18 protein-coding genes and 1 pseudogene are annotated in these 20941 nt (G+C 67.1%); 18 read left to right on the top strand and 1 reads right to left on the bottom strand.

Features of this window, described 5'->3' with window-relative positions; translation table 11 throughout:
- Positions 1-2: 2 nt before the first annotated feature.
- From PCA10_RS07880 to PCA10_RS07890, 3 genes are all read left to right on the top strand, one after another.
- Positions 3-728 carry a PA1041 family peptidoglycan-binding anchor lipoprotein gene (locus PCA10_RS07880; RefSeq protein ID WP_016491525.1) on the top strand — a complete coding sequence of 242 codons (726 nt, stop codon included), beginning with the start codon at positions 3-5 and terminating at the stop codon, positions 726-728.
- A gap of 173 nt (positions 729-901) precedes the next feature.
- Positions 902-1180, top strand: a complete 279-nt coding sequence (locus PCA10_RS07885) for a DUF1145 domain-containing protein (protein ID WP_016491526.1) — start codon at positions 902-904, stop codon at positions 1178-1180.
- Positions 1173-1934, top strand: a complete 762-nt coding sequence (locus tag PCA10_RS07890) for a hypothetical protein (RefSeq protein WP_016491527.1) — start codon at positions 1173-1175, stop codon at positions 1932-1934. The genes PCA10_RS07885 and PCA10_RS07890 overlap by 8 nt, the downstream gene beginning before the upstream one ends.
- A gap of 305 nt (positions 1935-2239) precedes the next feature.
- On the opposite strand, the gene PCA10_RS07895 is transcribed toward PCA10_RS07890, so the two are convergent.
- Positions 2240-2704, bottom strand: coding sequence for a CopD family protein (locus PCA10_RS07895; protein ID WP_016491528.1), 465 nt, complete (start codon positions 2702-2704; stop codon positions 2240-2242).
- A gap of 99 nt (positions 2705-2803) precedes the next feature.
- On the opposite strand from PCA10_RS07895, the gene dinG reads away from it, so the two are divergent.
- From dinG to PCA10_RS07970, 15 genes and pseudogenes are all read left to right on the top strand, one after another.
- Entirely contained in the window at positions 2804-4948 is a 2145-nt protein-coding gene (gene dinG / locus PCA10_RS07900; protein ID WP_016491529.1) for an ATP-dependent DNA helicase DinG, read from the top strand.
- Between the two features lie 181 nt (positions 4949-5129).
- Positions 5130-7430, top strand: coding sequence for a beta-galactosidase (locus tag PCA10_RS07905; protein ID WP_016491530.1), 2301 nt, complete (start codon positions 5130-5132; stop codon positions 7428-7430).
- A gap of 84 nt (positions 7431-7514) precedes the next feature.
- Positions 7515-8663: a serine hydrolase domain-containing protein gene (locus PCA10_RS07910; RefSeq protein WP_016491531.1), complete on the top strand. Its 1149-nt coding sequence runs from the start codon at positions 7515-7517 to the stop codon at positions 8661-8663.
- Between the two features lie 170 nt (positions 8664-8833).
- Positions 8834-9460: pseudogene (locus PCA10_RS07915) on the top strand (OmpA family protein); the annotation flags it as partial.
- 105 nt (positions 9461-9565) lie between these two features.
- The gene (pdxH, locus tag PCA10_RS07920) at positions 9566-10213 is read left to right on the top strand and encodes a pyridoxamine 5'-phosphate oxidase (RefSeq protein WP_016491533.1); all 648 of its coding nucleotides are present in this window, start codon (positions 9566-9568) and stop codon (positions 10211-10213) included.
- A gap of 58 nt (positions 10214-10271) precedes the next feature.
- Positions 10272-11426, top strand: coding sequence for a sugar diacid recognition domain-containing protein (locus PCA10_RS07925; protein WP_016491534.1), 1155 nt, complete (start codon positions 10272-10274; stop codon positions 11424-11426).
- Between the two features lie 88 nt (positions 11427-11514).
- Positions 11515-12873 carry a GntP family permease gene (locus PCA10_RS07930; protein ID WP_016491535.1) on the top strand — a complete coding sequence of 453 codons (1359 nt, stop codon included), beginning with the start codon at positions 11515-11517 and terminating at the stop codon, positions 12871-12873.
- Positions 12874-12926: 53 nt separating this feature from the next.
- Positions 12927-14063 (top strand): glycerate kinase, encoded by a 1137-nt coding sequence (locus PCA10_RS07935; RefSeq protein WP_016491536.1) that lies wholly within the window; start codon positions 12927-12929, stop codon positions 14061-14063.
- 299 nt (positions 14064-14362) lie between these two features.
- A complete protein-coding gene (locus PCA10_RS07940) occupies positions 14363-14827 on the top strand; it encodes an outer membrane lipoprotein (protein ID WP_016491537.1) in 465 nt (154 codons plus the stop codon).
- A 390-nt stretch (positions 14828-15217) separates the two neighbouring features.
- On the top strand, positions 15218-18013 hold the full coding sequence (locus PCA10_RS07945; RefSeq protein WP_016491538.1) for a monovalent cation/H+ antiporter subunit A: 2796 nt from the start codon (positions 15218-15220) through the stop codon (positions 18011-18013).
- Entirely contained in the window at positions 18013-18348 is a 336-nt protein-coding gene (locus PCA10_RS07950; RefSeq protein ID WP_016491539.1) for a Na+/H+ antiporter subunit C, read from the top strand. Before PCA10_RS07945 ends, PCA10_RS07950 begins: the two co-directional genes overlap by 1 nt.
- Complete coding sequence (locus PCA10_RS07955) at positions 18345-19844, top strand: monovalent cation/H+ antiporter subunit D (protein WP_016491540.1); 1500 nt, start codon at positions 18345-18347, stop codon at positions 19842-19844. Before PCA10_RS07950 ends, PCA10_RS07955 begins: the two co-directional genes overlap by 4 nt.
- Entirely contained in the window at positions 19841-20341 is a 501-nt protein-coding gene (locus PCA10_RS07960) for a Na+/H+ antiporter subunit E (protein WP_016491541.1), read from the top strand. Before PCA10_RS07955 ends, PCA10_RS07960 begins: the two co-directional genes overlap by 4 nt.
- A complete protein-coding gene (locus PCA10_RS07965; protein ID WP_016491542.1) occupies positions 20326-20595 on the top strand; it encodes a K+/H+ antiporter subunit F in 270 nt (89 codons plus the stop codon). Before PCA10_RS07960 ends, PCA10_RS07965 begins: the two co-directional genes overlap by 16 nt.
- Positions 20592-20939 carry a Na+/H+ antiporter subunit G gene (locus PCA10_RS07970; protein ID WP_016491543.1) on the top strand — a complete coding sequence of 116 codons (348 nt, stop codon included), beginning with the start codon at positions 20592-20594 and terminating at the stop codon, positions 20937-20939. The genes PCA10_RS07965 and PCA10_RS07970 overlap by 4 nt, the downstream gene beginning before the upstream one ends.
- Positions 20940-20941 lie beyond the last annotated feature (2 nt).

A 20941-nucleotide genomic window follows, 5' to 3' on the forward strand; every position in this document is an offset into this window, starting at 1 on the left:
CCATGAGCAACCAACTCCCCCGGGTTGCGATTTCCCTTCTTCTGGTCAGCGGTTTCCTCTCGGGTTGCGCATCCACCTCCAGTGACGACGGTGCGCAGAACCAGGGGATCTGGCCTGTCTGTAGCCTCATTGGTGGTCTGATCGGTGGTGGCCTCGGCGCTATCGAGAGTTCCGCCTGGGCGGCTGGCGGTGCCGCGACCGGCGCCATCGTCGGCGGCTTGATCTGCTTCGCCCAGGATGGCGACGCCGATGGCGACGGTGTGTTCGACCGCCGCGACAGCTGCCCCGACACGCCGGCCGGCAGTCCAGTGGACAGTCGTGGTTGCCCGGTGCGGACTTATCCCCAGGCACCCGCTGAAACCCCGCCGGCGGCGGAAGATGAAGTGATTGTCCTCAGCGACCTGGGCAATGTCCTGTTTGCCTTCGCCTCGGCCGAACTCACCGATGCCGCGAAGGATCAGTTGGCGTCCGTCGCCAATCGCCTGAGCGGTGCCACGCTGATCGGCGTCAAGGTGATCGGCCACACCGACAGCGTCGGCTCCGAGCAGTACAACCAGGGGTTGTCGGAGCGCCGGGCACGAAGCGTGGCGGACTTCCTGGTGAGCCAGGGCGTGCCCGCCGACAAGCTGACGACCGAAGGTATGGGCGAGCGCCAGCCGGTGGCGGACAACGCCACGGAGGCGGGCCGCGCGCAAAACCGCAGGGTGGAGATCCACGTCGACCGCTGAGGGTTTGCCCGAGGTCAATGATGTGATCGCATATCGACGCTTTTCCCGGCGATGCACTGGTGCGTCGCCGGGCTTCGGCGTATGTTTCGCAAAACTAAAACAATGCTGGGTTCACAGTGGAAAAGCGCCGATTACAGGCGCTGGCCATAGAGAACTTCGAGGGGGAGGGACGAATGCGTTTGTTCATGGGATTGGGCAAGGTCGTTGCCTTGCTGTTTTGGCTGGTGGTGGTCGTCAATCTGCTTTCACCCTTCGCAAAACCTTTCGACATGCTGCTGAGCGGCGCCGGAATCCTGCTGGTTCTGGTCCATCTGTTCGAAATCATGCTGTTCAATTCGCGGCTTCGCGGGCGTGTCCATCCCTGGTGGGATCGCCTGCAGTTGCTGGTCTTCGGTGTTTTCCACCTGCTGAGCATTCCGCGCCGCGGCGCCCGGGAGGCTGGCCATGCGTAAGCTCTGCCTGCTGGCTGCACTGTTCGCTCCCCTGGCCCTCGCCCAGAGCGAGGTGAAGGTGGAGGCCCATAGTTTCCTCAAGCTGCCGCCGCGCACCGGTAGCCTCAGCCTCGACCAGGTCGAGGTTGCCGACTACGCCACCCTGCTGATCCCGGCGGGCGTCACCGAACTGCGCATCGGCGAGTTGCGCATGGGGCGCGAAGCGCGCCTGGGCATCGCCCCCGCCGAACAGGGCCTGCGCCTTGAAGTGGCCCATGGCGAAATCGGCATCGGCAGCCATATCACCGCATCCGGCTCGGCCGGTAGCAGCAGCAAGCCGGCCACCGCCGGCCGCAATCTGAGCCTGCGCCTGGTGGATGTGAAGGTCGGCGAGATGACCGTGGATGTACGTGGCGGTATCGGTGCCCCCGGTCTTTCGGGGCTGGCCGGCGCCGATGGCGATTCCGCCGGCTGTCTCTGGGGCGAGGCGAGTCGCGGTTGGGATGGTCAGCCAGGTGGCGATGGCCAGACTGGCGGCGCCGGCGGACAGGTGCGCCTGGAAGTGCCCGAATCCTTCCCCGTGGACCTGTTGCGCGTACGCCTCGACGGCGGCGCCGGCGGTGCGCCGGGCGAAGGTGGAGCCGCTGGCGAGGGCGGAGAGAGCAAGGGCTGCCTGCTCTATGAGGCCGACGGCGCCAAGGCCGGTCGCGCCGGGCAACCCGGCCAGCCCGGGGCTGCCGGCAATCCCGGCAGCTTCAAGGTCGTGCGTTTCTGATTGGCCAAGGGCGCACAGGGATGTGCGCCTGAATTCAGAATCGGCCCATGATCCTGCGAGCTAGAGCCATGCAAGGCGCAACGACCAACGGGAGTAACAGCCAAAGGCGGGCCCGAAGGGTGAGCGCCAGCGAATCAAACAGGCGAGGAAGCGGACTGGGCTCACACGCGAGTTTACAGCTGTAAATGAGCATTACTCGCTCCGCTCGCCCTTCGGGCCGCGCTGAAGCGCGTTAGCCGCAAGCGGCTTTCCGAGCCTGCTTTTAACGCCGCAGGGCCGACGCGCAGCTGATCATGGGCCGATTCTCAGAAGGTCGGGCGAATGGCGACAATGGTCACCAGCGCCAGCCCGATCAGCAGGTTGAACCCCACCACACGGCGGATGCGACCCAGCACCGCGCCTCCTTCCGGCCAGTTCTCGGCGGTCACCGCGGCGCGCAGCTGCGGCAGCAGCAGGGCGCTGACCCGCACGAACAGCGCGAGCATCGCTACATAGAGCCCGATCATCATGTGCACGTAACGTGGCGCGGCCTCCATGCTGGTGTAGGACATGTGCAGCATGCCGACGCCGGTGATGGGCAACACCAGCACCGCCGGCCATACCCAGTGGAAGAAGCGGCGGAACACCTCCAGCCACAGGCGCAGGCGTGCCGGGGGCTCCAGGGTGGTGACCGCGGCGGGCCGCAGGATCATCCAGGCGAAGAACATGCCTCCGACCCAGATCAGGGCGGCCAGCAGGTGCAGGGCATAAAGGGCGGCGTGAGGTGTCATCCGGTCAACTCCATTCGGCGGGGAAGAGAAGGCGCGCTATGATAGCCGGCCTGTTAAAGTACTGAAAATTTATCCAGCACTCCGGCCCCGCCATTCCCCATGCTCAGCACCGAACTCAAGTCCCAGATCCAGGGCGCCTACAGCCGTTTCCTCGAAGCCAAGGAACTCAAGGCCCGCTATGGCCAGCGCCTGATGATCGCCGAGGTGGCCAAGGCCCTGGGCGCCATTCCCGTGGACGACGAGGGGCACCGCGAGGGCGACCCCGCCGTGGTGGCGGTGGAGGCGGGGACCGGTACCGGCAAGACCGTGGCCTACAGCCTGGCGACCATTCCGGCGGCCAAGGCCGCCGGCAAACGCCTGGTGATCGCCACCGCGACGGTGGCCCTGCAGGAGCAGATCGTCCACAAGGACCTGCCCGACCTGATTCGCAACAGCGGCCTCAACTTCAGCTTCGCCCTGGCCAAGGGCCGTGGCCGCTACCTGTGCCTCTCCAAGCTCGACATGCTGTTGCAGGAAGGCCAGGCGCAGAGCTCGACCGCCCAGTTGTTCGCCGATGAAGGCTTCAAGATCGACGTCGACGAGCAGGGCCAGAAGCTGCTCAACCAGATGATCGAGCGCCTCGCCGGCAACCGCTGGGACGGCGACCGCGATTCCTGGCCCGAAGCCATCGAGGACCAGGACTGGGCGCGGGTCACCACCGATCACAGTCAGTGCACCAAGCGTCATTGTCCGAACTTCCAGCAGTGCGCCTTCTACAAGGCGCGGGAAGGCATGACCAAGGTGGACGTGATCGTCACCAACCACGACATGGTCCTGGCCGACCTGGCCCTGGGCGGCGGCGCCGTGCTGCCGGACCCGCGTGAAACCCTCTACGTGTTCGACGAAGGCCACCACCTGCCGGACAAGGCCATCGGCCATTTCGCCCATTACACCCGGCTGCGCTCCACCGCCGAATGGCTGGAGCAGGTGGCCAAGAACCTCACCAAGCTGCTGGCGCAGAATCCCCTGCCGGGCGACTTCGGGCGCCTGGTGGAAGGCGTGCCCGAACTGGCGCGGGAAATCCGCACCCACCAGCAATTCATGTTCAACGCCTGCGAGGAACTCGCCGATTTCCGCGCCGGCGAGGATATGGAGGGGCGCGATCGCCCACGCCACCGTTTCGAAGCGGGCGTGGTGCCCGAGCACCTGCGGGAGCTGGGGATCGAACTGAAGAAGGGCTTCTCCCGGCTCAACGACGTCTTCACCCGGCTCACCGAGCTGCTCAAGGAAGCCATGGATGGTGAGGCCACCATCGGTCTCGCCAGTCACCAGGCGGAAGAGTGGTACCCCTTGTTCGGCAGCCTGCTGTCCCGCGCCCAGGGCAACTGGGAGCTGTGGACCGCATTCACCGCCGAGGACCCGGAAGACAGCCCGCCCATGGCGCGCTGGCTGACCCTGGCCGAGAGCGGGGCCCTGCATGACATCGAGGTCAACGCCAGCCCGATCCTGGCTGCGGAGACCCTGCGCCGCAACCTGTGGAATGTCGCCTACGGTGCGCTGGTGACCTCCGCCACCCTCACCGCCCTGGGCAAGTTCGACCGTTTCCGCATGCGTGCCGGACTGCCCAAGGCATCCGTCACCGCCGTGGTGCCGAGCCCCTTCCATCATGCCGACGCCGGCCTGTTGCGGGTCCCGGACCTCAAGGCCGACCCGCGTGACGCCGCCGCCCACACGGCAGCCATCGTCCGTGAGCTGCCCGCACTGGTGGAGGGCGCGCGGGGCACCCTGGTGCTGTTCGCCTCGCGCCGGCAGATGCAGGACGTGTTCGAAGGGCTGGATCGCGACTGGCGCAAGCGTGTGCTGATCCAGGGCAACCTGTCCAAGCAGGAAACCCTGAATAAGCACAAGTCGCGCGTCGACGACGGCGAGGCCAGCGTGCTGTTCGGCCTGGCGAGCTTCTCCGAAGGCGTCGACCTGCCGGGCGCCTATTGCGAGCATGTGGTGATCGCCAAGATCCCCTTCGCCGTGCCGGACGATCCGGTGGAAGCGGCGCTGTCCGACTGGATCGAGGCCCGTGGCGGCAATCCCTTCATGGAGATCGCGGTGCCCGACGCTTCCCTGCGCCTGGTGCAGGCCTGTGGACGACTGCTGCGCACCGAGGCCGACCGCGGCACCATCACCCTGCTGGATCGACGGGTGGTCAGCCAGCGCTACGGCCGCGCCATACTCGATGCCTTGCCGCCGTTCCGTCGCGAAATAGCCTGAAACCCTTCGCTGGATCCCAACGCGCCATCCCTTGACGCTTGGCGCCCCCGATCTGCGATGATGCCGGAGTTTTTGCGGGCACCCGCCAGCGCCCGCCTGGCCTGCTTCATTTTGTCGCCCCATGGCGAGAGTTGAACTTCCTGCGGTCTATGCACTGCATTCTCTTGGGAACACCGGTCCGATGCTTTCGACATCCAAACGCCCCCTTGCCCTGGCCATCCTCCTCGGATTGTCGGGAATTCCCCTGGCTGTCCAGGCCGAGACCCTGTTCAACTTCGTCCGTCCGCTGGACGCCGTGCAGGTGACCACCCAGGACGCCAGCCTGCCGAGCCTGACCGCCGAATCCACCGCCAATGGCGAAATCCTGCGCCGACTGACCTTCAACGCCGCCGAGAAGCCCTCCCTGCGCCTGACCCCGCAGAGCGGCAGTTGGGACTGGTCCAAGTCCGAGGCCATGAGCCTGCGTATCCAGAGCGCGCAGGACTGGGCCATCACCCTCGATGTGACCATCGAGAGCACCGATGGCAAGGTCCTGACCAGCCAGGTGGCGCTGCCGGCCGGTCCGGCGCAGACCCTGCTGGTGCCCCTGGCCGCCACCTCGCCCAACGCCCATGGCATGCGTGCCGCGCCCCCGGTGCCCTGGACCCGCGATGGCCAGCGCTGGCTGCCGGCCACCCTGGTCAATGGCGAGCTGGACCGTAGCAAGGTCGCGTCCGTCACCCTTTCCCTGAACCAGCCCAATGCCGCCCAGAACGTCCTGCTCGGCCGCTTCGGCACTGCCGAGGACAACCAGCAGCAAGCGCTCTACGCGGGCCTGATCGACGCCTACGGCCAATCCACCCGTGGCGATTGGCCGGGCAAGGTCAAGAATGACGAGCAGTTGAAGAAAGGCGCCACCGACGAGGCCAAGCTCCTGGCCGACTGGACCGCCAAGTTGCCGCAGCAGGACGCCTATGGCGGCATGCTGGGTGGCGAGACTTTCGAGGCCAGCGGATTCTTCCGCACCGAGAAGCGCCACGGCCGCTGGTTCCTGGTCACCCCGGAAGGCCACCCCTTCTTCTCCCTGGGCGTCAACGCGGTGACCCCCAGCCTGAGCCAGACCTACGTCGAGGGTCGCGAGTCGATGTTCACCGCGCTGCCCAAGGACAACGAGCCGCTGGCCAGGTACTTCGGCAAGGGCAACGACAGCGACGGTACCGACGCCAACAAGGGCCGCGCCTACAACCAGGGCCGCTGGTACGACTTCTACGGCGCCAACCTGGAGCGCACCTACGGCGGCAACGACCCGCAGCGCTGGGCCGAACACGGCCTGGATCGCCTCAAGGCCTGGGGCTTCAACACCATCGGCAACTGGAGCGACCCGGCCTTCAGCGGCAACAAGCGCATGCCCTACACCTTGCCGTTGTCGATCCATGGTGATTTCGCCGTGATCAAGACCGGCTTCGACTGGTGGGGCGGCATGCCCGACCCCTTCGACCCGCGCTTCGCCATGGCCGCGGAGCGGGCTATCGCCATCGCCGCCCGCGACCATCGCGACGATCCCTGGCTGCTGGGCTATTTCGCCGACAACGAATTGGCCTGGGGCGGCCACGGCAGCGATCCGAAAGCCCGCTACGCCCTGGCCTACGGCACCCTGCGGCTGACTACCGACGTGCCGGCCAAGCGCGCCTTCCTCAAGCAGCTGCGGGACAAGTACCGCAACCAGCAGGGTCTCTCCAAGGCTTGGGGCATCGAGCTGCCGGCCTGGGAACTGATGGAAGACCCGGGGTTCGAGCCGCCATTGCCGAGCCCTGAGTTCCCGTCCATCGAGGAAGACTTCCAGCGCTTCCAGCGTTTCTACGCCGACACCTACTTCAAGACCATCGCCGACTCCATGAAGTGGCACGCGCCCAACCACCTGTTGCTGGGCGGCCGCTTCGCCGCCACGGTGCCGGAGGCCATCGAGGCCTGCGCCCAGTACTGCGACGTGCTGAGCTTCAACCGCTACACCCGCGAGCCGCAGCACGGACTGGACATGGACCTGCTGCGGCGCCTGGACAAGCCGCTGATGATCACCGAGTTCCACTTCGGCTCCCGCGACCGAGGCCCCTTCTGGGGTGGCGTAGCGGAGGTCTACAAGGCGGAAGAGCGCGGCCCGGCCTACGCCAACTTCGTCAAGAAGGCCGCCGAGGAGCCGCTGATGGTCGGCGCCCACTACTTCCAGTACCTCGACCAGCCGGCCAGTGGTCGCCTGCTCGACGGCGAAAATGGCCATATCGGCCTGGTGGGCATCACCGACCGTCCCTGGCAGGGATTCGTCGATGCGGTGCACAAGGCCAACCTGGCCGTGGTCGGCGACATCGGCAAGGCGCAGCCGGGCAGCGAGCCGGCGAAGGCCGTGTCCCCGGAAGCGGCCAAACCCGCTACCCCGCAACCGCCGGCCCCCGCGCCCAAGGCCGAGGAACCGGCGGCTCCCCAGCAGGAGGGCGCCGGGAAGCCCTGACCGGCTACTCGGCCCCGGCACGATTCACAAGGGGCGGCAAGGCTGGAACAATGCCGCCTCCCCACTTCCAGCAGGAACACGCCAGTGCAGACCCAGGGCTACTTCGACTTGCGCTTCGAGGCGGCGAGAGACGCCTTCGCCGAACTCTTCGCCGATCCCCAGGAGCGCGGCGCCGCGCTGTGCGTCCAGGTGGGCGGGGAAACCGTGCTCGATCTCTGGGCCGGCGTGGCCGACAAGGATGGCCAGGAAGCCTGGCACAGCGACACCATCCTCAACCTGTTCTCCTGCACCAAGACCTTTGCCGCCGTGACCCTGTTGCAGCTGGTGGGTGAGGGCAAGCTGGAGCTGGATGCGCCCGTGGCGCGCTATTGGCCCGAGTTCGCCGCCGCCGGCAAGGAACGCATCAGTGTCCGCCAACTGCTGTGCCACCGCGCCGGCCTGCCGGCGATCCGCGCCGCGTTGCCGGCCGAAGCTCTCTATGACTGGCAGGCCATGACCACCGCCCTGGCCGCCGAACAGCCCTGGTGGACGCCGGGGGAGGCCCATGGCTATGCGCCCATCACCTTCGGTTGGCTGGTGGGCGAGCTGATCCGCCGCGCCGATGGTCGTGGCCCGGGCGAGTCCATCGGCGCGCGCGTCGCCAGGCCGCTGGGGCTGGATTTCCACGTCGGCCTGGATGACGCCGAGTTCCATCGTGTCGCCCACATCGCCCGCGCCAAGGGCAACCTGGGCGACGCCGCGGCGCAGCGCCTGCTCAAGAGCATGATGACCGAGCCGAACTCCCTGAGTACCCGCTCCTTCACCAATCCGCCGTCCATCATGACCAGCACCAACAAGCCGGAATGGCGGCGCATGCAGCAGCCGGCGGCCAATGGCCATGGCAACGCGCGCAGCCTGGCCGGCTTCTACGCCGGGTTGCTGGAGGGCCAGTTGCTGGACGCCGAACTGCTCGCCGAACTGACCCGTGAGCACAGCCAGGGCGAGGACCTCACCCTGCAGACCGCCACCCGCTTTGGCCTGGGATGCATGCTCGACCAGCCGGACGTGGCCAACGCCACCTACGGCCTCGGTCGTTACGCCTTCGGCCATCCGGGCGCCGGCGGGTCCACCGGCTTCGCCGATCCCGAGCGCGAACTGGCCTTCGGCTTCGTCACCAACACACTCGGCCCCTACGTGCTGATGGACCCCCGTGCGCAGCGCCTGGCACGTGTGGTCAAGGAATGCCTGGGCTGAGCCACTCGTCAGATACACATATTTTTTCTTTGCTGATTAAAGACTTGCCGCCAGAATTTAAGCCAGATTGTGAAATTAATTCGCCATCATCGCAGTGCTGGCGAGCGGCCCTCAGCAACTACGGAGCCCTGCCCATGAAGCTGTTCAAGATATCCACCTTGATCCTCTGCATGACTGCGTCTGGCTGCAGCATGCTCGGCCAGCAAAAGGCCGAAGCCCCCGCCAAACCCGAGAAGGCCGCCGCGGCCAGCTCCTGGTGGTGGCCCTTCGGCGGCGAGCAGAAGTCCGGCTCGCCGAAGGTAGCCAAGGTGGACGTCAAGGCCACCCAGGCCTGGCTCGACCAGTACGAGCCGCGCCTGCGCGAAGCCGTGAAGGACAGCAAGCTGGAGGTCGAGCGCCGGGAGAACGTCCTGGTGGTCACCCTGCCGGTGGATGTCTCGTTCAACCCGGACCGCCCGAGCATGCTCCTGGCGATGTCCCTGGGCCCCATCACCAAGGTGGCCAAGCTGGTGGAAGGCGACACCAAGACCGCCGTACTGGTCCTGGGTCACGCCGACACCTCCGGCAAGGACGAAACCAACCGCAAGATCAGCCAGGAACGCGCCCAGTCCGTGGCGGCGATCTTCCGCCTGAGCGGCTTGCAGCGTGATCGCCTGTCGCTCAAGGGTGTGGGTTCGGACATGCCGCGCGCCGCCAACGACAGCCAGCAGGGCCGCTCCCTCAACCGCCGCGTGGAAATGGTGCTGACACCCCAGGAGACCCTGGTGGCGCTGATCGCCCAGTACAACAAGCCGGCCAAGCCGGAGCAGTCGGGCAAGGCCGAGCAGGTGGTTGCGGCAGATCAAACCAAGTAGGCCAGGCTTGGGTAAGCTATTGGCTTTGCTCACACAGGATCGCCAATCATGACCCAGACCCTGGCCGACATGCGCCGTGACTACACCCGTGACGGGCTCAGCGAGGAGCAGGCTCCCGCCGAGCCCTTCGGCCTGTTCCAGCACTGGTTCGGCGACGCGGTGAAGACCGAGCAACTGCCGGTCGAACCCAACGCCATGACCCTCGCCACGGTCGACGCCCAGGGCCGCCCCCATTGCCGGGTGCTGCTGCTCAAGGGCCTGGACGAGCGTGGCTTCACCTTCTTCAGCAATTACGACAGCGCCAAGGGCGAACAGCTCGCGGCCAGTCCCTTTGCCGCCATGACCTTCTTCTGGCCGGCCCTGGAGCGCCAGGTGCGCATCGAGGGGCGGGTGGAGCGGGTGACCCCGGCCGAATCCGATGCCTACTTCCAGGTCCGACCGCTGGGCAGCCGTCTCGGCGCCTGGGCCTCGCCCCAGAGCCGGGTGATCGCCGATCGCAGCGAGCTCGAATCCCTGCTGGCGCAGACCGAGCAGCGTTTCCTCGACCAGGCACCCACCTGCCCGCCGCACTGGGGCGGCTATCGCCTCTTGCCCGAGCGCATCGAGTTCTGGCAGGGGCGGGCCAGTCGCCTGCATGACCGCCTCAACTACCGTCTGGTGAATGACGCCTGGGTTCGCGAGCGTCTGGCGCCCTGAGGTTTCCCGAGGGGAGGGGCGGGGCGGTAGACTGCCCGCTTCCCAGGAGACCCTCCCCATGCTCGCACTCGATTCGGCACTGGCGCAGCTCATCGTCGACCGCGCCATGGCCATCCTTCCATACAACATCAACGTGATGGATGACCAGGGCATGATCATCGGCACGGGAGATCCCCAGCGCCTGCATACCCGCCATGAAGGGGCGCAATTGGTGCTCGCCAACCGCCGGGTGGTGGAGATCGACAGCCAGGCCGCCAGCTGCCTGCGTGGCGTCCGTCCCGGGGTGAACCTCCCGCTGCTGCATGCCGAGCGGCTGATCGGTGTGCTCGGCATTACCGGCGAACCCGAGACCGTGCGTCCCTATGCCGAGCTGGTGCGCATGGCCGCCGAAGTGCTGGTGGAGCAGCGCCAGTTGCAGGTGGAGCGGCATTGGCAGCGTCACCAGTTGGAGTCCTGGCTGTGCCAGCTCGCCGATCCAACCACGGAGCTGGTGCAATTGGCCGCCGAAGGCGAGCGCATCGGCCTGTTGCTGGCCTGGCGTCAGCAGGTTTGTGTCCTGGAGATGACGGAGGCGGGCGACACCCTGCAGCGCAGGGCCCGACTGATCGACGCGCTGTCCCGCCAGGGCCAACTGTGTGCGCCGCTGTCGGCGCGCGAACTGATCTGCTGCCGCCCGTTCAGCGCCGAACGAGACGATCACGCCTGGCTCGCCCAGGCCGATGAGCGCGGCTGGGGCGTCGCCCGGCTGTGTGTCAGCGATCCGCAGGCGTGCATTGGCGATCTGCGCGAAGCGGCCCTGGCCACCCGATCCCTGCTGGCCTTCGCCCAGGCATGCCGGCCGGCGCAGCGCCTGCTGCGCCTGGAGGAGCATCGCTTGTCGACCCTGCTGTTCAGCCAGCGCGACAGCTGGCTCCTGCGCCGTTGGCTGAGGCCGCTGGAGCGCCTGATCGCGGCGGATCAGGATGCTGTCCTGCGCGAGACCCTGCGCTGCTGGCGCGAGCACGATGGCCATGCCCAGGAGTGCGCCCAGGCCCTCGGCATCCACCGCAATACCCTGCGTTACCGGCTGGAGCGCATCGCCGAACTGGTCGGTCTGGAACAGGCCCGCCAGGACCAGCTGATGTTTCTCTCCCTGGGGTTGGAGCTGTTCCAGGAACGGACCCGGACTTGTGCCGATGCACTTGCCGGGCCGCGAAATGAGTTGTTGCGTTAGGGCGTCCGCACAGGGATCGACTGGGGCCGTTGCGGCACAATCCCAGGGCTGCATACGGCACCCATAACAACAACCAAGGAGTCCGCACATGGTCCTGGTACTGATTCTGGCGGCGTTGATCGCCTTCATCGTACTCTCCACCACGCGCTTGAAACTGCACCCTTTCCTCGCCCTGCTGGCGGCCGCCTTCATCGCCGGCTTCGCCTACCAGGTCCCCGCCGGTGAAATCGTCAAGACCATTACCGCGGGCTTCGGCAGCATCCTCGGCTACATCGGCATCGTCATCGTCCTCGGCACCATCATTGGTGTGATCCTCGAGCGTAGCGGCGCGGCCATCACCATGGCCGAGACCGTGATCAAGCTGCTGGGCGAGCGCTTCCCCACCCTGACCATGTCGATCATCGGCTACCTGGTGTCCATCCCGGTGTTTTGCGACTCGGGCTACGTGATCCTCAACTCCCTGAAGAACGCCCTGGCCGCGCGCATGCGCGTTTCCACCGTGGCCATGAGCGTGGCGCTCGCCACCGGCCTCTACGCCACCCATACCTTCGTGCCGCCGACACCGGGCCCGATCGCCGCCGCCGGCAACCTCGGGCTGGATGCCAGCCTTGGCCTGGTGATCGCGGTGGGGCTGGTGGTGGCGCTGGTGACCGCCTTCGCCGGCATGTGGTGGGCCAACCGCTTCATCGGCCGTGAAGTGCAGTTGGAGGACGATGGCCTGCCGCACCAGCCGGATCAGGACTTCGCGGCCCTGCGCGCCAGCTACGGCAAGCTGCCCAGCGCCTTCCAGGCCTTCGCGCCGATCTTCGTACCTATCCTGCTGATCTGCCTGGGCTCCATCGCGGCCTTCCCCAGCAAGCCCCTCGGCAGTGGCCTGTTCTTCGCCACCCTGGGCTTCCTCGGTACGCCTGTAGTTGCGCTACTGGTTGGCCTGGCCTTGGCCTGCACGCTGCTGAAAAGCGCGGACAAGCGCAAGGAGTTCCACGACCACGTGGCCGAAGGCATCCTCTCCGCCGCGCCTATCCTGTTGATCACCGGTGCCGGTGGTGCGTTCGGCGCCGTGCTGAAGGTCACCCCCCTGGGCGACTACCTGGGCAGCACCCTGTCGGCGCTCGGCATCGGCCTGTTCATGCCGTTCGTGGTCGCCGCCGCGCTGAAAACCGCCCAGGGTTCAACCACCGTGGCGCTGGTCACCACCTCCGCGCTGGTGGCGCCCCTGCTCGGCCAGCTCGGCCTGGACAGCGAGATGGGCCGGGTGCTGACTGTGATGGCCATCGGTGCCGGCGCCATGACGGTATCCCATGCCAACGACAGCTTCTTCTGGGTCGTGACCCAGTTCAGCCGGATGCCGGTTTCCCTGGCCTACCGCGCCCAGACCCTGGCTACCCTGATACAGGGTATCGCCGGCATGCTCGCCACCTGGCTGCTCAGCCTGGTCCTGCTCTGACCGCAACGCCGCCCGGGGCCTGCGTGGTCCCGGGCCCTTCCTGAGGTATCCCGATGAAAGTCGTCATTGCTCCCGATTCCTTCAAGGAAAGCCTGAGCGCACCTGAGGTGGCCGCTGCCATCGCCCGTGGCTGGGCCTCGGTGTTTCCCGATGCCGAGCTGGTGCAAAAGCCCATGGCCGACGGTGGCGAAGGCACGGTGGACGCGGTGCTCGCGGCCACCGGCGGCGAACGCCGGGAGGCGCGGGTTCTGGGGCCGCTCGGGGAAAGCGTCCAGGCCCATTGGGGCTGGCTGGGTGAAGGCCGCGCGATTATCGAGATGGCCGCCGCCAGCGGACTGCACCTGGTCACGCCGAGCGCCCGCGACGCCACCCGCACCAGCAGTTTCGGCACCGGCGAATTGATTCGCCAGGCGCTGGACGCCGGGGCGACACGCATCATCCTCGGCCTGGGCGGCAGCGCGACCAACGATGGTGGCGCGGGCCTGCTTTCAGCCCTGGGCTTGCGCCTGCTGGACGAAGACGGCGTGCCACTGCCGGGCGGTGGTGCCGCCCTGGCTCGCCTGGCGCGGATCGATGCATCCGGGCTCGATCCCCGACTTGCCGGGGTCGAATTCGAAGTGGCGGCGGACGTGGACAATCCACTGTGCGGTGACAAGGGCGCTTCCCAGGTCTTCGGCCCGCAGAAGGGCGCCAGCCCCGAACAGGTGACGCTGCTGGATGCCGCGCTGGGGCACTACGCCCGGGTGGTCGCCACGCAATTGGGAGCGGACCACAGCCTGTATCCCGGCGTGGGCGCGGCCGGTGGCCTGGGCTTCGCCGCCCGGGCATTCCTCGGGGCGCGCTTCTGCCCCGGCATCGAACTGGTGGCGGAACTGGCCGGTCTCGCGGAGGCGGTGAGGGATGCCGACCTGGTGGTAACCGGGGAGGGCCGCCTGGACGCCCAGAGCCTGCACGGCAAGACCCCGGTCGGGGTGGCGCGTATCGCTGGCGCCGCCGGGGTGCCGGTCATAGCGCTCGCTGGTAGCCTGGGGGAGGGCTACCAGCGCCTGCGCGACGCCGGCATCGAGGCGGCCTTCAGCCTGGTTCCCGGCCCCATGGCGCTGGAGCGGGCCATGGCCTGCGCGGCCGTCGAGCTGCAAGCGCGCAGTGCCGAAATCGCCCGCCTCTGGGCCCTGGCCGCGCGGCGCTGATCGCAGCGCCTGAATCGTGCGACCTGCTCCAACCGGGCAGGTCCCCGCCTCACAGGTACATCCTCCGATCGGCGCGACCTGCGCACCGCCAGCCGGCAGCGGCAATCGCCGGCGACGGATATTCGATGCTGCAGTAACCCATGGACTACCCTAGGAGGACGGGAGAACGTGGAAGGGATCCCTGATAGCACTCTGCAAACTGAACTCCGCCTGAACGAGCTCCGAGTAATCACCTCTCGGGGTGACAGCTTCCAAGGCGCAGAGTTTAATGATTAGGTCTCGAATCTGGAGGTATTGCTATGCGTAAACCCGTTCTGTTGGTGGGGGCCTTCATGGCTGCTGCGCTGACCTTGGGTGGTTGTCAGTCGAACCTGAGCGGCGACACCTTCAGCCGCGATGAGGCCCGCCGGGTACAGACCGTGCGCATGGGCACCATCGAATCGCTTCGCCCGGTACAGATCGAGGGCACCAAGACGCCGATTGGCGCCGGCGCCGGCGCGGTGGTCGGTGGCATCGGTGGCAGCGCCATCGGTGGTGGCCGTGGCAGCGCCGTAGCCTCGGTGCTCGGTGCGGTGGCTGGCGGTATGATCGGCGCCGCGGCCGAGGAGGGCCTGACTCGTACCCAGGGCGTCGAGATCACCGTGCGCGAGGACGATGGTTCGTTGCGTGCCTACGTCCAGGAAGTCAGCCCCAATGAAGTATTCCGCGTCGGTCAGCGCGTACGCATCCTGACGGTCAACGGCACCAGCCGCGTCAGTCTCTGAAGCTGAGCTGTCCCAGTGGGACAGCTTGTTCTTTTTCCGTTCCGGTCCTGCAGAAAGAGCGACAGTGGCGACGCCCTGTCGCCCTTTGAACCTGTTTACGATCTGCTGCGCGTCGGCCCTGCGGCGTTAAAAACAGGCTCGGAATGCTCATTTACAGCTCGTAAACTCGTGTGCGAGCCCAGTCCGCTTCCTCGCCTGTTTTTGCCTTGCATGGCTCTAGCTCGCGATATCGTAAACGGGGTCTACGGTTGGGTATTTTCTGGCGCCGCTCGCGTTTTGAAATAATTCAATCCATCGCGATCAATCGATAGTATTGGATAATCGCAGGGATTTTCGCCTGCCGTTTCCGTTACTTACGAGGGAAATGGCGCTGACCTTGGGGAGTTATGGATGATCTTGGCGCTCATTGTCGCGCTGCCGTTTCTTGGGGCGTTGCTTCCACCGCTGGTTGAGCGCCATGGCCGTTCCGTCTGCGCGGCCGCCGCCGCGCTGGTACCGTTGACCGGTCTCATCTTGCTGCTGGCCCAGACCGATAGCGTCTTCGCCGGCCACACCCTGACCCTGATCCAACCCTGGTTGCCGGGCCTGGGCCTGAGTTTCAGCCTGCGCCTGGACGGCCTGGGTTACCTCTTCGCCCTGCTGATCCTCGGCATCGGCGTGCTGGTCATCATCTACGCCCGCTACTACCTGTCCGACGAAGAGCCCATGGGGCGCTTCTTCGCCTTCCTGTTGCTGTTCATGGGCGCGATGCTCGGCGTGGTGCTGTCCGAAAACCTGCTGCTGATGCTGGTGTTCTGGGAGCTGACCAGCCTGTCGTCCTTCCTCCTCATCGGCTTCTGGGGGCATCGCTCCGATGCCCGCAAGGGCGCGCGCATGGCCCTGGCGGTCACCGGTGGCGGTGGCCTGGCGTTGCTGGCCGGGGTGCTGCTGGTGGGGCACATCGCCGGAAGCTTCGAGCTGACCCAGGTGCTGGCCGCCGGCGAGCAGATCCGCGCCCATGCACTCTATCCGCTGGCCCTGGTGCTGGTGCTGCTGGGCGTGTTCACCAAGTCCGCCCAGTTTCCCTTCCACTTCTGGTTGCCCCATGCCATGGCGGCGCCGACCCCCGTATCCGCCTACCTGCACTCGGCGACCATGGTCAAGGCAGGGGTCTTCCTGCTGGCGCGCCTCTACCCGGCGCTGTCCGGTAGCGACCTGTGGTTCTACCTGGTCAGCCTGAGCGGCCTGGCGACCCTGTTGCTCGGCGCCGCGATGGCCCTGTTCCAGCACGACCTCAAGGGCCTGCTGGCGTACTCCACCATCAGCCACCTGGGCCTGATCACCCTGCTGTTCGGCCTGGACTCCCAGCTGTCCAACGTCGCGGCGGTGTTCCACCTCATCAACCACGCCACCTTCAAGGCCTCGCTGTTCATGGCCGCCGGGATCATTGACCACGAGACCGGCAGCCGCGACATGCGCCTGCTCAACGGGATGTGGAAGTACCTGCCGCACACGGCGGTGCTGGCGATGGTGGCGTCCCTGGCCATGGCCGGGGTGCCTTTGCTGAACGGCTTCCTCAGCAAGGAGATGTTCTTCGGCGAGACCCTGCAACAAGACCTGCTTGGCAGCTTCAGCTGGGTGGTGCCGGCGGTGGCGACCCTGGCCGCCGTGTTCTCGGTGGCCTATTCCCTGCGTTTCGTCCATGACGTGTTCTTCAATGGCGAGCCCAGGGCCCTGCCCAAGTTCCCGCCCCACGAGCCGCCGCGCTACATGAAGTTGCCGGTGGAAATCCTGGTGCTCCTCTGCCTGGTGGTGGGCATGCTGCCGGGAGTCACCGTCGCGCCGCTGCTGGCGGCTGCGGCCTCGGCGAGCCTGGGCGGCGAGTTGCCCGAATACAGCCTGGCCATCTGGCACGGCTTCAACATGCCCCTGGCCATGAGTTTCGTGGCGCTGGTGGGCGGTGTGCTGGTCTATGTGATGCGCCAGCCGCTGTTCCGCTGGTACGCCGATCTGCCGGACACCGACGCCAAGGACGTGTTCGAGCAGCAGGTGCAGCGCGTGACCCACGCGGCCCGCTGGATCACCGGCCACCTGGAGAACGGTTCCCTGCAGCGCTACCTGGCCTGGCTGCTGGGGGCCGCCACCCTGATGGTGGCGCTGTGCCTGGCGCCGCTGCCGCAGATCGCCGGTGCGCGTGCACTGACCCCGCTGGACGGCATGACCGCCCTCGGCATGGTGGTGCTGTCGGTGTCCGGCGTGCTGACGGCGATCTTCCATCGGCAGCGGCTGATCGCCCTGATGGTGCTGGGCGTGGCCGGCCTGCTGGTGGCCCTGGCCTTCGTCCGCTTCTCGGCACCGGACCTGGCCCTGACCCAGCTGGTGGTGGAAGTGGTGACCCTGGTGCTGCTGATTCTGGCGCTCTACTACCTGCCGTCCCGCACGCCGGGGGAGAGTTCCAGCCTGCGCGGGTTGCGCGACCTGATCCTGGCCTGCGCCTTCGGCGTGATGGTGGCGCTGCTGGCCTTCGCGGTGCTGACCCGTCCCTATGCCAGCATCGCCGACTACTTCCTGGCCAACAGCGTCTCCGGGGGCGGCGGCACCAACGTGGTGAACGTGATCCTGGTGGACTTCCGTGGCTTCGACACCCTGGGCGAGATCACCGTCCTGGTGATCGCCGCCGTGGGAATCTACGCCATGCTCTCCGGCCTGCACCTCTCCACCCCCACCTGCGATCCCCAGGGGCGCCGCTGGGCCCACGCCAAGCACCCGTTGGTCCTCGAGACCCTGTCGCGCCTGATGCTGCCCCTGGCGTTGCTGATCTCGGTGTTCATCTTCCTGCGGGGCCACAACCTGCCTGGCGGCGGCTTCATCGCCGGGCTGATCACCTCCGTGGCACTGGTGCTGCAGTACATCGCCAGCGGCATCGCCTGGGTGGAGCGGCGGATGAACTTCAAGTACCAGCGCATGGCCGGCGCCGGCGTGGTCATCGCCGGTCTGACCGGCCTCGGCAGCTGGGCCTTCGGCCGCAGCTTCCTCACCACCGCCTTCGGCCACTTCGAGTTGCCGTTGGTGGGTGAGTTCGAATTGGCCAGCGCCCTGTTCTTCGACCTCGGCGTCTACCTCACCGTGGTCGGTTCCACCCTGCTGATCCTGGTCAACCTGGGGCGGGTGAGCCTGGCCCCGACCGAGAGCAAGGAGATTCACTGATGGAGGCGCTGTTCGCCATTACCCTCGGCCTGCTCACCGCCAGCGGCACCTATCTGCTGCTGCGCGGGCGCACCTTTGCGGTGGTGCTGGGCCTGACCCTGCTGTCCTACGCAGTCAACCTGTTCCTCTTCGCCATGGGGCGCCTGGCCGGCGAGGCCGCCGTGCTCGGGCGCGACGTGCAGTACGCCGACCCGGTGCCCCAGGCGCTGGTGCTCACCGCCATCGTCATTGGCTTCGCCATGACCGCCTTCGTGGTGGTCCTGGCCCTGCGCGGGGTTTCGGAGCTCGGCAGCGACCATGTGGATGGCCGTCGCGAGGAGGACTCCGCGCCATGAGCCACCTGCCGATCCTGCCGATCCTGCTGCCGTTGTTCGCCGGCGCGTTGCTGCTGATGCTGCCGTCCCTCGAACGTGTGAAGCGCAGCATCTCGGTGATATCCACCATTGCCCTGGTGCCGCTGGCGCTGCTGTTGATGCAGCAGGCCGGCGATGGCCAGCTGCGGGTGTATGCCCTGGGCAGCTGGCAGCCGCCCTTCGGCATCATCCTGCTGCTGGACCGCCTGGCGGCGCTGATGTTGCTGGCCACCTCGGTGCTGGCCAGCTGCGCGGTGCTCTACGCGGTGCGCGGCGACGACCGCGTCGGCATGCGCTTCCACGCGCTGTTCCAGTTCCAGTTGCTGGGCATCAACGGCGCCTTCCTCACCGGCGACCTGTTCAACCTCTTCGTCTTCTTCGAGATCCTGCTGATCGCCTCCTATGCCTTGCTGATGCACGGCAACGGTGCGCAGCGGGTGAGGGCTGGGATGCACTACGTGATCCTCAACCTGGCCGGTTCCGCGCTGTTCCTGATTGCGGTGGGCACGCTGTACGGCATCACCGGCACCCTGAACATGGTCGACATGGCCCGCCAGGTGGCCGCCGCCGATCCGTCGCAGGCGCCGGTGCTGGCCGCCGCGGGACTGGTCCTGCTGCTGGTGTTCGGCCTGAAGGCGGCGCTGCTGCCGTTGTACTTCTGGCTGCCCCGGGCCTACGCCGCCGCCAGCTCACCGGTGGCCGCGCTGTTCGCCATCATGACCAAGGTGGGCATCTACTCCATCCTGCGGGTCTACAGCCTGATCTTCGGCCCGGAAGCCGGGGAGCTGGCCAACCTGGCCCAGCCCTGGATCTGGCCGTTGGCCCTGGTCACGGTGATCCTCGGCGCCCTGGGTGCATTGGCCGCCACCAGCCTGCAGGGGCTGCTGGCCTATCTGGTGGTGGTGTCCGCCGGCACGCTGCTGGCCGCCATCGCCCTGGGCACCCCCGAGGCCCAGGGCGCGGCGCTGTTCTACCTGCTGCACAGCACCTGGGTGGCGGGTGCGCTGTTCCTGCTGGCCGACCTGGTGGCGCGCCAGCGCGGCGACAAGGCCGGCCTGCTGGTCCAGGGCCCGGCGCTGCAGAACCCCCATGTGCTCGGCGCGGCCTTCTTCTATGGCGCCATCGCCGTGGCCGGCCTGCCGCCGCTGTCGGGGTTCTTCGCCAAGCTGATGCTGCTCCAGGCGGCGCCACCCGGTGCCGGCGCACTGCCGCTGTGGAGCGTGTTGCTGATCGGCGGCTTCATCGCCCTGGTGGCGCTCTCCCGTGCCGGCAGCACCCTGTTCTGGCGCACCGGCCATCAGGCACTGGGCAGCGCGGAGCTGGATGGCGGGCGGCTGTTCGCCACCCTGTTGCTGCTGTCGGGCAGCCTGTTGCTGGTGGTGTTCGGCCAGCCCTTGCTGGACTACGCCCAGGCCACGGCCGCGCAGCTCAATGACCTGAACCTCTATCGCGGGATACTCGGGGAGACCGGCGCATGATCCGTAAACTCTTCCCCCATCCGGCCGAAAGCCTGCTGCTGCTGGTGGTCTGGTTGCTGCTGGTGGATTCCTTCGCCTTCGGCCAGTGGTTGCTGGGGGCCTTCCTCGGCTGGTTGATCCCATTCTGCTTCAAGCCGCTGCTGATTGAGCGCCCGGCCCGCTGGCATCCGCTGAAGCTGGCGCGCTTCCTGTTCATGGTGATAGGCGACGTCCTGGTGGCAAACTTCCAGGTCGCGCGCCTGACCCTGGGCCGCGTCGAGGCGCTGCGCCCGGCCTTCGTCGAGGTACCCATCGAGCTGGACAACGAGCTGGCCATCAGCGTGCTGGTGAGCGTGGTGTCCCTGACCCCCGGCTCCCTGGCCGCCGACCTCAGCGCCGACCGCCGGATCCTGCTGGTGCACGGCCTCGACGTACCGGACAAGGCCGCCATGGTGGCCGAGATCAAGCAGCGCTACGAGGCGCCGCTGAAGGAGATCTTCCCATGCTCGCCTACGTGATCCCCCTGTGCCTGGCCATGCTCGGCCTGGCGCTGCTGCTGACCCTGGCCCGGCTGATCAAGGGCCCCTGTCTGCCGGACCGCGTGCTGGCGCTGGACACCCTCTACATCAACGCCATCGCCACGCTGGTGCTCTACGGCATCTGGAAGGGCAGCGACCTGTTCTTCGAAGTGGCCCTGCTGATCGCCGTGCTCGGCTTCGTCAGCACCGTGGCGGTGGCCAAGTACATGCTGCGCGGAGACATCATCGAATGACCGGCGAACCCCTGGCCCTCTGGGCGGAAATTCTCGTCTGCGCGCTGCTGCTGCTGGGCAGCGCCTTCGTGCTGATCGGCGCCATCGGCCTCTACCGCCTGCCGGACTTCTTCATGCGCCTGCACGGCCCGACCAAGGCCACCACCCTGGGCGTGGGCGGTGTGGTGATCGCCTCCCTGGTGTTCTTCTCCGCGGGCCCCGACGGCCTCAGCCTGCACGAGCTGCTAATCAGCCTGTTCCTCTTCATCAGCGCCCCGGTCAGCGCCTACATGCTGACCAAGGCCGCGGTGCTGCAGCAACTGCCCGTGGACCCGCGCACCCGCGGCAAACCCTGGGACCAGTGAGC

The organism is Pseudomonas resinovorans NBRC 106553 (assembly GCF_000412695.1).
GTDB classification, from domain to species: Bacteria; Pseudomonadota; Gammaproteobacteria; order Pseudomonadales; family Pseudomonadaceae; genus Metapseudomonas; species Metapseudomonas resinovorans_A.